Annotated in this window: 11 protein-coding genes; all 11 read left to right on the top strand. The window is 42.2% G+C overall.

Annotation, left to right across the window (positions count from 1 at the left end; translation table 11 throughout):
- Position 1 precedes the first annotated feature (1 nt).
- Positions 2-1,309 carry a tellurite resistance/C4-dicarboxylate transporter family protein gene (locus QZT26_RS05795; RefSeq protein WP_099326314.1) on the top strand — a complete coding sequence of 436 codons (1,308 nt, stop codon included), beginning with the start codon at positions 2-4 and terminating at the stop codon, positions 1,307-1,309.
- A gap of 275 nt (positions 1,310-1,584) precedes the next feature.
- Positions 1,585-2,484 carry an NAD(P)-dependent oxidoreductase gene (locus tag QZT26_RS05790; RefSeq protein WP_295101173.1) on the top strand — a complete coding sequence of 300 codons (900 nt, stop codon included), beginning with the start codon at positions 1,585-1,587 and terminating at the stop codon, positions 2,482-2,484.
- Positions 2,485-2,852: 368 nt separating this feature from the next.
- On the top strand, positions 2,853-3,986 hold the full coding sequence (locus QZT26_RS05785; protein ID WP_099326316.1) for an SAM-dependent methyltransferase: 1,134 nt from the start codon (positions 2,853-2,855) through the stop codon (positions 3,984-3,986).
- Between the two features lie 249 nt (positions 3,987-4,235).
- Positions 4,236-4,481: a ferritin family protein gene (locus QZT26_RS05780; RefSeq protein WP_099326317.1), complete on the top strand. Its 246-nt coding sequence runs from the start codon at positions 4,236-4,238 to the stop codon at positions 4,479-4,481.
- Positions 4,482-4,744: 263 nt separating this feature from the next.
- Positions 4,745-5,722 carry a thiamine pyrophosphate-dependent dehydrogenase E1 component subunit alpha gene (locus QZT26_RS05775; protein WP_099326318.1) on the top strand — a complete coding sequence of 326 codons (978 nt, stop codon included), beginning with the start codon at positions 4,745-4,747 and terminating at the stop codon, positions 5,720-5,722.
- Positions 5,723-5,941: 219 nt separating this feature from the next.
- On the top strand, positions 5,942-6,583 hold the full coding sequence (locus QZT26_RS05770; protein WP_295101170.1) for a LexA family transcriptional regulator: 642 nt from the start codon (positions 5,942-5,944) through the stop codon (positions 6,581-6,583).
- Between the two features lie 507 nt (positions 6,584-7,090).
- Complete coding sequence (locus QZT26_RS05765; protein ID WP_099327100.1) at positions 7,091-8,065, top strand: alpha-ketoacid dehydrogenase subunit beta; 975 nt, start codon at positions 7,091-7,093, stop codon at positions 8,063-8,065.
- Positions 8,066-8,080: 15 nt separating this feature from the next.
- Complete coding sequence (locus QZT26_RS05760; RefSeq protein WP_164995320.1) at positions 8,081-9,331, top strand: dihydrolipoamide acetyltransferase family protein; 1,251 nt, start codon at positions 8,081-8,083, stop codon at positions 9,329-9,331.
- Positions 9,282-9,980 carry a lipoyl(octanoyl) transferase LipB gene (gene lipB, locus QZT26_RS05755; protein WP_099326321.1) on the top strand — a complete coding sequence of 233 codons (699 nt, stop codon included), beginning with the start codon at positions 9,282-9,284 and terminating at the stop codon, positions 9,978-9,980. Before QZT26_RS05760 ends, lipB begins: the two co-directional genes overlap by 50 nt.
- Complete coding sequence (locus tag QZT26_RS05750) at positions 9,971-13,357, top strand: PAS domain S-box protein (protein WP_099326322.1); 3,387 nt, start codon at positions 9,971-9,973, stop codon at positions 13,355-13,357. Before lipB ends, QZT26_RS05750 begins: the two co-directional genes overlap by 10 nt.
- Positions 13,358-14,049: 692 nt before the next feature.
- On the top strand, positions 14,050-15,074 hold a 1,025-nt coding region (locus QZT26_RS05745; RefSeq protein ID WP_295101167.1), incomplete at its 3' end, for a DUF2130 domain-containing protein.

The raw sequence follows: 15,074 nt of genomic DNA, 5'->3' as shown, positions 1-15,074 counted from the left end.
TATGAACATAGTAACGATTGCAACTTATTCAACCAATACCCGCTGGTTTATTCCCGCTATGGCAACAATGATGATGGCGCTCATATCGTCATCCTACGGGTATAATGAAGCTGCTCCCTATCTTTTTATCGCCGGAATTACAGCATTTTTTTTAGTGGCGGCCTTTATCACCATGAAGGCCGTATTTTTTTACAGCGAATTTTCACATGACATTCATAGCCCGGAAAAAACCAACTATCTCTTTTCAGTGGTGGGGGTTATTGGCCTTGCAGGTGTTTTTTGTTCTAAACTATGGAGCAATTATACCGTTTCCTGGATATTCTTGTATGTTTCTCTTGCCCTTTGGGTAATTATTACCCTTTTATCTTTCAGCTTTTTGTTTTTGTCCCGCAAATCTGAAGAGCGGAAACTGGAAGAAGTATTGCACGGCGGATGGTTTTTTATTTGCATAGGTACTCAGGCAACCGCTTTGATGAGTATCATTGCCGCCAAACAGGCAACGAGCCACCTATTCCTTATCCACCTGATTTCTTTTGGTTTGTGGTCGATAGGGGCGTTTTTATATCTTCTGTTTATAACGTTAATTGTACTCAGGCTCATTTTTTATTCATTCCCCAATAATTCAGAACTCTCACCCTATTGGATGAATGTAGGAGCCGCTGCGCTTACGGCGCTTACCGGTATTACATTATTTCAGCATATATCAGCCACAGGGGGAACATTTCTTGATCTTTTACCTTTTTTAAAAGGGTTTTCATTGTTTTTTTGGTCTGTGGGGCTATGGTGGCTGCCATTATTGAGTATTATGGCGCTGAAAAAACAGGCGTATAATGATGACCGCTTCGTGTTTACAGTAGGATATTGGGAGATAGCGCTGTCTCTTGCCTTATATGCGGCTGGAACCAAACAATTAACGGGCATTTTTGCCGGACAATACATAGTCGCATTTTCACACTTTCTTCACATTGCCGTTCTTCTTGTGTATGGTTATGCGCTTGTCTCTACCATTACACATCTGGCATTCTCATTAGTATGGATGCCGGTAAACGACCTTACAATCAGTTGTGTTGTCCCCTATCGTTTCACCTTACAGGGAAAGATCTTCTATGTAACCGGCATTGTAAGTGAATGGATGGACAAGAATATTCAGGGCAAGGTTAAAAAGCAATATTATGCAATTGTCAACAATAACCTTAACTGCCTGATTTCCTACGACCTGTTTTCAAAAAAGTGGTATATTCGCCTGGCGAACGCCGCAATTGACACAAAAGGACAACCACCCATTCAACCTCCAGTTCACAATTCTTAATACACAATCCACAATCCGCAGTTTGCCGACTATGCCATATTCTCCATTCTTCTCGTTTCCACATAGTAACGTAGGAACGAGAGGAACTTTCGTGAGATTTAGAGTTCAAAGGTTTTCAGCCATGAGCCACGAGCCATAAGCCATAAGCATTTTTGTATTGGCATACCATTCATATCGAATATAATAAAAAGCATGGTGTTTGATAGTCAGGAAGAGTAATAGTTGTGATGGCGGCGTTTTGCTGTATAAAGTCAAATGATAAAAAGGGGCATATTATGAAAATAGCGGTAACGGGTTTAACAGGTTTTTTGGGGTATTACCTTGCAAAGCGGTTTTTTGAGAAGGGCATTCAAATCCTGGCACTTGTTAGAAATACAACGAATCTGTTGCATCTTCAGGATTTTCAAAAAAACATAACGTATATGCAGGGGAATTTAGACGATAAAGAAACGCTGAAGAAATTTGTGTATGGCGCGGATATTGTTGTTCATATGGCGTACGAAAGAAATGGGGCGTCATTTCATGAAGCGGGCAATAAGGATATAAAACGATTTGTGGAAACGAATCTTTTGGGGAGCATAGAGTTGCTTGATGCTGCGAAATGCGAGGGGGTGAAACAATGCATCTTTATCAGCTCCTGTGCTGTTTATGGATTTATTTATTCACATATCCGTCTTGACGAATTGCACCCCTTGCTGCCGGATTCTAACTATGGGGCTTACAAGGCGTCTGTGGAGGCATTTTGCCATTCTTATTTTCTTTCAAAACATTTTGGCATAACGATATTCCGGCCTGTCGGCATTTATGGGCTTGCGCCGCACCTTGCACATTCCGCCTGGTATAATATTGTAAAAGATATTAAGCATGGCCGCGATGTGGAAGTATCCGGCGGGGGAAAAATAGTTTACGTTGAAGATGTTGTCCGTGCAATTGAATTGGCGGCCGGCAATAAAGATGCTTCGGGAAAGATATATAATCTGATGGACATGTATATTGATAATATGAACGTTGCCCAAATTGCCAGGGAAATTTGTGGTTCACGGTCAATTATCAGTGGCACGCCAAAAAAATCTATTCATACAATCGACAATACGCAATCAAAGGAACTGGGAGTTTCTTATCCCGGCATTGAAGGGGTAAAACGATATATTAGGGAGTTAGCGCTTCGTATTTGAAAATTAATATTCAATATTCGTAACTATTCAGCGTAAACGATACACGGCTCGTTCCCAAACTCCAGTTTGGGAATGCATTTGTTCGAGAAACTCCGGTTTCTCGCCTGTTTGCTGATAGATAGGGAATAAAATCACAGGGTTAAGACAGTTTGTAATTTGTCAAGTCAGACCCTCACTGGAAACAAAGTTTCCAGTGCAATTGCGTTCCCAAACTGGGGTTTGGGAACGAGTTGCGCTCTGATCTCCGGTAGTTTAATAAATTACGTTGAATAGTTACCAATATTCAATGTAAAAGAATAAAGGCAAATGATCAACAATTTGAGAATTGAATATTGAATATTTTTCTTACTTAATGACTTAATGACTTAATGACTATCCTCAGTGACTTAATCATCGAACGTATAAAAAATAAGGGGAACATTACATTTGCTGAATTTATGCAGATGGCATTGTATTATCCGGAATACGGTTATTACAACTCGAATGCTGTGTCAATTGGCAAATCAGGGGATTTTTATACAAGCCCCGCTGTTCACCGGATGTTTGGAGAACTTATCGCAGTCCAATTGGAAGAGATGTGGAGGATATTGGGGCGTGCTTCATTTACTGTTGTGGAAATGGGAGCGAATGCCGGTTGGTTATGTTATGATATTATGCGTTATATAAAAAATGAGTATCCCTGGTTTTATAAAAAAGTACAGTACTTTATTGTTGAATCGAATCCCCATCTTCGGGAAAAGCAGCAGGAACTTTTTTGCGGCAATCCTGTTTTTGACGAAAAACTTTCATGGCACTCATATGGAGAGGATGGGTTTTCATTTGACGCTGTTCAGGGCTGTTTTTTGTCAAACGAATTTATCGATGCACTGCCTGTACACCGGTTATTAGTAAAAGAAGGTGAAGTAAAAGAGATATATGTTGGGTACAATGGCAACGATTTTTATGAAATTGTTGGTGATGTTTGTAATCACGCATTAAAAGACTATTGCATCAATGCTGAAATGCCTTTAAGAGAGAGCCGGGTGCTTGAAATAAACCTGGCCGCCCGTGATTATCTGAATCACGTTGCACAGAAATTAAACTGCGGTTTTGTGCTAACGATTGATTATGGAGACACCGCGCAGCGGCGTTATCGGGACAACACAACGGGAGGTACATTGAGGTGTTATTACCGGCACAACGTTAACCATGATTATTATGAACGACTGGGAGAACAGGATATTACCGCGTCTGTTGACTTTTCTTTCCTGATGGACGTTGGGAAGGGGGCGGGGCTGGAGGTGACGGGATTGGTCAAACAATCCCATTATTTAATTGCTTTGGGGGTACTGGAGAAGTTAAATAACATTAGGAACAATCTTGAAACTGTATTGAAAGTAAAGAACCTCTTCCTGCCTGAAGGCATGGGAGAGGTTTTTAAGGCGCTGATTCAGCACAGGAATGTGAAAAATCCATGCCTGTCCAGCCTGAAACCTTTAAGTTCGTTAAAACCCGGAACATAATGCGCTTTAATCGCGAAACGCGAAACACAAAAGAGGAACCACAGATTTCACAGATTGCACAGATTAAAAAAAGGAAGAGGAACCACAGATTTCACAGACTTCGTCGTGAGCGCAGTCGAACAATTGCACAGATTAAAAAATCGTCACAAGCTTACAATTGTCTCTTCTTCCACCGGTAATCTACCGTCGACAGTCGGCGGTTGACCAATGACTAATGACCAATTTCATTAAAACAGAAAGGAGTAATTTGTGGAGAGCAAACAACCATTGGAAGTGGGATTGATTATGAATATCCTGACTGAGGCGATAAAAAGAGAAGAGGAATCATATGAATATTATTATAATGCTTCATTAAAAGCAACAAAACCTGCGACAAAAAAATTGCTGCTTGAACTTGCAGAATGGGAGAAATCACATATTGAAGAACTACAACATCATGTGGCGGAACTGAAGGCGCAGAAGGAAATAGACAGGGCAATTACCGGCGGTATATAAGGGACCTGCAATTTTTATTATACCGTAGCAGACGACAGTCGGCAAGTTGCAGACTGTGGACTGAACGAATTCTAGTATAACGTTTCATTAAAATATCTACATTGATACCGTCATTTTTTTACGTACACATTTTAACGAGACGATGTACTAGCATTAAATATTTTGTTAAAAAGCACGCACTGACGAATGGAAGTGTGCAAAGAAATTGTTGACATGTTATTTCACAAGAATCTTCATTTTTATCATATAAAGCAGAGGCATATATGGAAATAAAAAAAGACGATCTATTGCAGATGTATTATTACCTTAAATTAACGAGGAGGCTGGAGGATCGTGTAACCTCTCTCTACCATCAGGGGAAAATTATGGGAGGGGCATGGACGAGCAACGGTACAGAGGCGGTGTCTGTTGGATACGGATATGCGCTTGAAAAGGATGATATTGCCGCCCCTTATTTCAGGGACATGGGAGTATTCCTGATACGGGGTATTTCTGCAAAACGCATTATTGCGCAGTATTTCGGGAAAAAGACTGGCGTTACCGGCGGAAAAGAAGGCAATGTGCATATAGGTGATATGAAGTATGGCGTTGTCGGATTCCCAAGCCATTTGGCAGATAATTACCCCGTAGGCGCCGGTGTAGCCCTTGCCTTTAAAATACGCGGAGAGAAGAAGGTTGTGGCTGCGTGTACCGGTGATGGGGGCACAAGCCGCGGTGATTTTCACGAGGGGATGAATTTTGCTTCTGTGAGAAAATTGCCCATTGTTTTCTTCTGTAATAATAATCAGTACGCATATTCGACGCCGCTGCGGTTGCAAATGAATATCAAAGACGTCGCAGAACGTGCTGCCGCATACGGCATGCCCGGCAAAATTGTGGATGGCAACAATGTTGTTGAGGTTTACATGGCTGCAAAGGAGGCATATGAAGTTGCGAGGAATGGAGGAGGCCCTACGTTTATAGAGTGTAAAACCATGCGGATGCATGGTCATTCGGAACATGACAGTGCCAAATATGTGCCAAGGGAATTGCTGGAAGAGTGGAAGAAGAAGGACCCTATCACAAATATGGAAAGGTATTTGACGGAAAAGAATATAGCAGGTAAAGAGGAACTTGACGGCATTGACTCCAGGGTAAAAAAGGAAATAGATGAAGCGGAGGCATTTGCAGAAGAGAGCCCGTATCCCGACCCCGCTGACGGCCTGAAAGGTGTTTATGCGACATCGGTAGAAACAAGATAGGAATGGTCTTAGTACTTATTAGTAATTTCTTCGCACACTTCCATTCGTCAGTGCGTGCTTTTTGGCAAAAGATTTAATGGTCTCTTATGCAGTTGGCAGTCGACACTCTACAGTCGGCAGTCGGCAAATTGAAGATTGCAGACTGAGGACTGTTTTCGTTTTTTTTAGTTCTGGCTATACCGGCTTAGGATGCTGTATTAAATTTTTGGAAACTGAGAAATGTATAATATAAAATTTTCAGAGGTTACAGAACGGCTGAAGGAAGTGCTGAATACCAAATCGGAAGATGATTTGGCAAGAAGCCTTGAAATAACAGCACAGGCATTTCTTTCCTTCAAAAAACAAAATGAAATCCCCTCCGAATTGCTCGTCCGTTTTTGCCTCTTAAACCAGGTATCCATTGACTGGCTTATTAAAGGAGAGCAGGAAAAAACGAGTGATTATGTGAGTATCCCTATATATAACGCCAAAATATTTTCGGAGGAAAAGGCAAAAGAACCGGAACATGCTGCGGGATTTATGGCGTTTAAAAACGATTGGTTAATGTCTGAATTCGGTGCGAATAAAGCGAAGCTTTATTTATTTCATGTAAAAGATGATTCCATGGAACCTACGTTAAAAAACGGTGATGTTGTCATCGTTGACAAAAAAAATAATGTGCTGGACCGGGATGGATTGTATCTCTTGCGTACCGAAGGTGCGGCAGCGTTCATTAAACGAGTGCAGCGCCTTCCAGGCGGTAGTCTTCATCTGCTGTGCGACAATGCTACCTATAAACCCATTGAAGCAAAAACGGCTCAGATAGAGAATGGTGATATTGTGATTGTCGGCAGGGTTGTGTGGTTAGGCAAGCGGTTATGACGTGTAGCTTGCAGGAAGAAAAAATGAATCTATGAATCTATAGCAAGTAGAAGTCAGAAGTCGTAACACTTTAGTTTTTTGAAAAATTCCCGGGATAGAAAAAATACCATGTAGCCCTGTTAGGGGCGGTCTGTTTGTAGCGCAATAAAATTCAATAAGGTAAATAGCTCCGTAGGAGCGGCCTGTCCGTATTCAGGTAGACCTGTTTATATGGATTTACAAGAGACAGGTCGCTCCTAACAGAGCTAATCTCTGTTATAATATCCTATTTTGCTACAAACAGGCTGCTCCTACGGAGCTTATAGGTAGTACATTTTTCAAAAAACTAAAGTGTTACCAGAGGTCAGATCTCTGATTTTTAAACAGCACGGACAAACGGAGTTTGTTCGTGCCACCCTTATCTGTTTGATTATAATATAGCATGATTCGCTATTCCTGCAGAACCAATTGTCGATGTGTGAAAACACCTTTAATAAAATATATGCAAATGTAAAAAAGGAGGCATGGATGGGACAAATTACCTATCTTGAAGCAATAAGGGAAGCCATGGATGAAGAGATGTCCCGCGACCCAGGCGTGTTTGTTTTGGGTGAAGACGTAGGGGTATATGGCGGGGCGTTTCGGGCAACGGAAGGGTTTTATGAGAAATACGGAGAGTGGCGGGTGCTGGATACCCCTTTATCGGAATCAGGGTTTACCGGAGCCGCAATTGGCGCAGCCCTCGTAGGTATGCGACCGATTGTTGAAATGCAGTTTGCTGATTTTATTTCCTGTGCTTTTGACCAGTTGATAAACGTGGCGGCAAAGTTTCATTATCGCATGGGCACCGCCGTGCCTATGGTTGTCCGCGCACCTTATGGCGGCAATATACATGGCGGGGCATTTCACTCACAGTGTATTGAGGGATATTTTTTTAATGTACCGGGATTAAAAATTGTGGCACCGTCGAGTGTGTATGACGCAAAGGGTTTATTAAAGGCAGCCATCCGAGACAATGACCCCGTGCTCTATTGTGAGCATAAGTACCTTTACCGGCGGATAAAAGATACGGTTCCGGAAGATGATTACATCGTACCGATTGGTATGGCAAAGGTGGTTCAGGAAGGCACGGATGTATCGGTTATTACGTATGGAGCAATGGTGCATACGGCTATTGAAGCGGCAAACGAAGTGAAGACGAAAGGTGTTTCTGTTGAAATTGTCGATTTGAGAACACTCCTGCCACTGGATAAAAAAACAATTTACGAGTCCGTTAAAAAGACAAACAAGGTGATCATTCTGCATGAACAGACAAAGACGGGCGGCGTTGGCGCCGAGGTATCCGCATTGATTTCCGAATATTGTTTTGATGATTTGGATGCCCCGGTCATTCGCATTGCTGCCCCGGATACCCCGGTACCATACAGCCCTTTAATGGAAGAAGCATTTATCCCGCAAACAAAAGATGTGGTAAATACTATAGATAAAATAATACGTTATTAATTTGGAGAAATATATATGACCGTTGATATAATCATGCCGCAAATGGGAGAAAGCGTCGCGGAAGGCACCATTCTTAAATGGCTGGTTAACGAGGGTGATTACGTTGAGAAGGAACAGCCGCTGGTAGAAATCAGCACGGATAAAATTGATACGGAAATACCTTCGCCGTCTGCCGGTATCATAAAGAAGATTCTTTACAAAGAAGGCGCTGTCCTGGCGGTTCAAACCGTTATTGCTCAAATTGAAGAGGGCGAAATAAAGGCGCAGGCCGGAACAGTGAAGAAGGAGCAGGAAGAGAAAGAGAGGATTGAAATATCTGAAACGGCGGCAATTGCCGGTGAACGTGAAATGCATGAAAAAAGATATTCTCCTTTAGTAAAAAAACTGGCAAAGGAATATAACGTCAGTTTGACGGAAATAAAAGGTTCGGGCGAATTTGGCAGGGTAACCAAAAAGGATATAATGGAATATATCTCTTCAAAGCGGGAGATTACTGCTTCAAAAGAAAAAATTGTCAAAGAAGCGGAGCGTGAGACGCTTATTCCGTTGCATCCAAAACGCAAAATAACGGCGGAAAGGATGGCGCTAAGCAGACAAACAGCGGCGCTTGTAACTACTGTATTTGAAGTGGATATGACGCCTGTGACAAAATATCGCGAACTGAATAGAGAAGCGATGAAAAGGGAAGGCATACATCTTACATATCTCCCTTTTATTGCATTTGCAGTCGTACAGGCTTTAAAAGAACATGTCGCCTTGAATTCATCGTGGACGGATAACGGCATTTTGCAGAAGAATTATATTAATCTGGGCATTGCCGTTGCCCTTGAGGATGGGCTGGTTGTTCCCGTTATTAAGGATGCGGATAAAAAAGATATGTTTCAATTAGCACGGGAAATTCAGGAAATAGCAGTAAATGCCCGCTCAAAAAAATTGAAACCGGATGACGTCCGGGGCGGGACATTCACTATTACAAATTACGGCGTCAATGGCAGCCTGTTTGGGACTCCCTTGATATTGCAACCCCAGTCTGCAATACTAGGCGTTGGGGCTGTGGTAAAAAGGCCGGTTATCCTCGGTGATGCTGACGCCATTGCCGTCCGGTCAATGGTATATCTGAGTCTTTCTTTTGACCATCGGGTAATGGATGGTGCGCATGCCGATGCATTTCTTCATAAGGTAAAAGATATATTGGAGACGTGGGGAGAATCTCTATATGAACAGAAAAAGCCTAATCCTCCTGGCGGATATGGTGGAGTATGGTGAAGCCTGGGAGTTGCAAAAAACGCTGTTAGAGCTAAGGACCTCTGGAAAAATAGAAGATTGCCTGCTCCTTCTCCAGCATCCTCCTACCTTCACCTATGGCCGCAGATATAAAGAATCAAATCTTATTTCAAATAAAATGTGCTATGAGAAAATCGGCATTGCTGTTTACAAAACAGACAGGGGCGGTCTTGCCACGTATCACGGACCTGGACAGGTAGTAGGGTATCCTATCTTAAAAATGCGTTCTTATACGAATGATTATTATGAATATCTGAGAATGCTTGAAGAGGTAATGATACAAGTAGTATCTGATTATGGGATAACCGTAGACAGGAGAAAAGAATATACCGGCGTTTGGGCAGATAATGCCAAGATAGGTTTTATAGGCGTCAGGATTGCCACGGGTTATACGATGCATGGTTTTTCACTCAATGTTAATAATGACCTGTCTCCTTTTGAATATATAACCCCATGCGGAATTGACGGGATAAAGGTCGCATCCCTGCAAAGCCTATTGAATACAACGGTTGATTTAAAAGAAATATATGAAAGGATTACAAATCATTATGCAAACATCTTCCAAACCGAAATAGTTTTCATAGAAAATACGTCACCATATAGTATTACGAGGGCAATTGTATGCATATAAATCTCAGCCAATTATCGGCAGTTGAAATAACGAAATTCTCCAAAAACATTAAAGATAAATGTAGTGGACATGCGTTTATGGAAGAATCGGTTCAGGAGGCAACAAAGCTTTTTTACAATTCATTTGTTACCGGTAACGGAAGCAGTTCTTTTGCATTAGTACACGTTTTTAAATCATGTTTTTACCAGGAACTTCCGGATGATGTTCAGTCATATATACAAAACAAGGTAACAACGAAATCAATAGTTTCACAAAGCAGGTATTTGACTTTATTAGGGACATGCGGCGATTTGGATGCATGGTGTGATAGAAAAAAATCCGGAAATCATATTGCCTTTCCCATGGATGAACCGCAATTGTCTCACAAATATCCTATGATCGCTGCGCTTTTAACGCAAATAGGAGAATATCCTCTTTGTGAAGTAAATGCGGGAATAGATTTCCTCAAAAATGACCAACATAAAAATTATGGGTTATATTGTATTGAAGATGCGGGAGACATGATGTCAATTCCGGATCAAACAAATTTTGTGAATACCCATTCCATAAAATCAGTTGTCGGGTTTGGTGGAAAATTTTCTTCAGGCAATGTCTATGCGATTATCATCTTTTCCAAAGAGTTAATTCGTAAAAATACCGCAAAATCATTTCTCGCCATCAATCCCGCGATAAAGCAGATTATGCTGCCATTTGAAATAGAGGGCAATATATTTAAAAATAGCCTGCACGCACCGAATTCAAATGGAATAAGCATTAATAATGATGAATCAGGCATAAACACCAAACAGTTTCATAAAAATAGTATTGATTACCACAAGAAATACCTTATTGAAAGAGAAATGTCTGCCGCCATCCAGGCTGAACTGGATATGACAAATGAGTGCATGATTGAGGTGACAGAGGACTTGAAAAGGGCAAACAAAAGCCTGGAAGATGAAATCATTAAACGGCTTCAGGCGGAAAACGAACTGCAACAAAGTCAGAGTCAATTACAAGCAGTGTTTGATAATGCCGCAGCGTGCATTTACATAAAAGATATTGAGGGTAAGCACCTGTTTATTAATAAGCAATATGAAAAGGTGTTTCACATTACCGGGGATACGATAAAAGGGAAAACAGTTTACGATATATTCCCACGGGAGATGGCGGAGGCATTACATAAGACCGATCAAAAAGTGCTTGAGTCGAAAACTCCTATGGAATTTGAAGAAATTGTTCTCCATGATGACGTCCCTCACACCTATCTATCAATAAAATTTCCGTTATATGCTTCAAATGACGTCCCTTACGGGGTGTGCGGGATTTCGACGGATATTACACAGCGCAAGGAAATGGAGATAGAACTTAAAAAAATGAATGCACTTCTCAAACAGGATGCCGGGGAATATGCTGAAAGGCTGGGAAAACAGCATATTGAACTGGCAATGGAATCGCAAGAACGGAAAAAGACTGAATCCGCCCTGCAGGAAAGTGAAAAGCGTTTTCGCGTAATGTTTGATCAGGCTGCAGTGGGTTTTGCGCTTCAGGAAGTAAAGACTGGCAATTATATTTTAGTTAATAAAAAATACAATGAAATTATGAGTAACGCACCGCTTGTCCATCCTGATGACCGGCAGGCAGTTTTAGTAAACAAACAAAAATTAATTGACGGTACGATTCATGAATTTATTATGGAAGTGTGGTTTTTTCACGAGAATGGGGATACTGTGTGGGTGAACATGACGGTATCGCCCTTTTGGCAAACAGGAGAGGAACCTGATTTTTACATGATAACGGTGGAAGACCTTACTGAACGTAAGAAGGCGATAGCTGCGCTTGAGGAAAGTAATGAAAAAATCCAACTGTTACTTAACTCCACAGGGGAAGGTATTTATGGTATAGACGAGCAGGGCATATGCACGTTTGCAAATACTGCTTGCGTTAAATTGCTTGGATATGAGACCCCGCATCAGCTTATAGGAAATCAAATGCATAAAATGATTCATCATACCCACCGGGACGGCATGCCGTATCCCATTGAGGAATGTAATGTTTTTCAGGCGTACCAGAAAGGCGAAAGTATTCACGTCATTGATGATATTGCATGGCGTGCCGATGGATCGTTTTTCCCTGTAGAGTATCGGTCATACCCGATATATAAAAATAATAAAAATATCGGAGCGGTTGTTACTTTTCAGGATATTACTGCACGAAAACGCATGGAGAAAGAGCTTTTACATTCGAAAAAAATGCAGGCCCTCGGAACAATTACTTCCGGTGTTGCACATGAGGTGAATAATATCCTTGCGGCTATTGACGGCAATATACAGATGTTAATGAGACAGAATAAAGGCCGGAAGATGCTGCTGGACTCTCTTAAGATAGTTCACAAATACGTAAAAGACGGGGCTGAGATTGTTAGAAGATTAAATGAATTTACCAAAAAGAACGAAGATTCCCCCGGTTATGTGCCGGTTGATCTGGCTGAACTGACAAGGCATGTTGTGAGATTCCTCAGTCCCAGGTGGCAGGATATGGCTCAGGGGACAGGGATAAAGTATCGCATAAACACTGATGGACTTAAAAAAGTCAGGGATATAAAAGGCAATCCTTCAGAATTACGGGAAGTAGTATTGAATATTATCACTAATGCATTGGATGCCATGCCCAAAGGAGGTACCCTTTGTTTTAATATCTGGGAGGATGAAGATAACGTAAATTTGAGTATTTCCGATACGGGGGCCGGTATGACTGAAGAGGTGATATCGAAAATCTTTGATCCTTTCTTCACGAGCAAGGAAAAGGGCACAGGCTTAGGTTTGAGTGTTGTTTATGGGATTGTTAAAAGACATGGGGGTGTGATACACGTTTCCAGCACGGTTGGAATGGGAAGTGTTTTCCTATTATCGTTTCCATCAAAAAAAGAGGTTTATACGGTAGAAGAAGCACAAATAATCGGGACAAAAAAAGGGATGATGGAAGATAATGTATTGGTGCTTGATGATGCGAACACAGTCAGCGATGCGGTGTTGGAGTATGGTGGGGGAAATAAGATATTGGTGATTGAGGATGAATTGGTTATAGGAAAGGTGTTGTGCAATTTTCTTACAGAGGGAGGGTATGTTGTTGAATATTGTAATAATGGTGCAGATGCATTAGATAAATTAAAACAATACAAATATGACATTGTCCTTTGTGATCTTGGGATGCCGGGGGTTTCGGGATGGGATATAATGAATGCAGTAGAAATGTTACAAGAAAAACCAAAGGTCGGTATAATTACCGGATTCCTGAATACCGCGGATACTTTTCCAGATAATAAAATAAAAGCAAATTTTATCATCAATAAGCCATTTGATTTAGAAGTTGTATTAGAACATATTCAGCAGATACTTTAAAGGGATAGATAATTCGTATCTGCTTTGTATTTTAAAAGGGGTTAAAGTTATTCGCGTGGTAGGTACAATATGTACATGCGCACGCGCATTTGGAGTTGCAGAAAAAATGAGTTGGACGTGTCCTCACCAAAAAAATAATGAATGTATCCGGTTAAAGAAACCATGCCAGCCTCTGCAGAAGGGTTGTGTGTTGGAAGATAAAGTTACATTTATAGATTTTCAATATGAGGATAACGAAAATCAAAAACATTCAAAAAAAGGTAACTATCCAGCGTAAACATTACCGCCAAACACCGGCTACGGATTGCGTTGCTCGCCTGGAAGCCGGTTTTTGTACCATTTTAGTTTTTTGAAAAATTCCAACAATAACAAAATACATAAAACCAGGGTGTAGGGACGAAGCATTTGCATTTCAAACTCGAAATCCTCAGATGAGTGTCAGGGGGAGCATTCCCGATTTTTTGTAACCGATTATGTGATTGGGGCAAAACAACATTGCCAGGGATTAATACTACTGTACGTTTCATTAAAACATGGCAGAAATCACAAAAAACCGGGAATGCAGCCAGAGTTGACGTTTGAAGAATCAGCCCCACAAGGGCATGAAAGCTGCAAGAGACGTGGCAAGTCTGTCCCCCGCTGGCGAGAGGCATAGTTTGAACCGGTTTGTTGATATTATCAAGGAGAGATGTGTGACAGAGCCAATGATTACTTGTCCGAAATGCCAGACTGCGATTAAGCTGACAGAATCGCTTGCGGCGCCGATCGTCGAGTCCGCCCGTCGCGAGTATGAGCAACGTCTGGCACAGAAAGACGCTGACATCGCCAAACGCGAAACCTTGCTTTGTGAGCGTGAAAAAGAGATTGTCAGGGCAAAAGAGGCTATTGACGGACAGGTCGCAGAGAAACTGCGTCAGGAGCGCGACAGGATAGTTGCTGAAGAATCCAGGAAGGCCAAGCTTGCACTTGCTGCCGACTTTGAGCAAAAACGAAAGGAACTTGCCGATCTTCAGGAAGTGCTCAAACAGAGGGACGAGAAACTTGCCGAGGCGCAGAAGGCGCAGGCTGAAGTCTTGAGAAGGCAGCGGGAACTCGATGACGAAAAACGCGAATTTGACTTGACGGTGGAGAAGCGCATACAGGAAGGGCTTGCCACGGTACGTGAACAAGCGCACAAAGAGGCTGAAGACCAACTTAAATTCAAGGTGTTGGAGAAAGAGCAGACTATTGCTTCAATGCAAAAGCAGATAGAAGAACTTAAGCGCAAGGCCGATCAGGGGTCACAGCAACTTCAGGGAGAAGTCCAGGAGCTTGAGCTTGAAGCGCTATTGATCTCGAAATTCCCGCGCGATACGATAGAACCCGTTCCGAAGGGCGAGCATGGCGGCGATGTGTTGCATCGGGTCATTGGCCATCTCGGCCAATCCTGCGGTACTATCTTGTGGGAGTCCAAAAGGACAAAGAGCTGGAGCGACGGCTGGCTTATCAAGCTTCGTGAAGACCAGCGGGCAGCAAAGGCAGAGATTGCCGTAATCGTCAGCCAGGCGCTCCCGAAGGGCGCGGCGACATTCGAATTGATTGACGGCGTATGGGTAACGCATCCCAGGGCAGCAATTCCCGTAGCTGTCACGCTCCGCCACACCCTCATCGAGGTCTCATCAGCCAGGCAGACTATGGAAGGGCAGCAAACCAAGATGGAAATGGTCTACAGGTACCT

Origin of the sequence: uncultured Candidatus Kuenenia sp. (genome assembly GCF_900696675.1) — a bacterium.
GTDB classification, from domain to species: Bacteria; Planctomycetota; Brocadiia; order Brocadiales; family Brocadiaceae; genus Kuenenia; species Kuenenia stuttgartiensis_A.
This window is presented reverse-complemented; position numbering and strand designations above follow the sequence as displayed.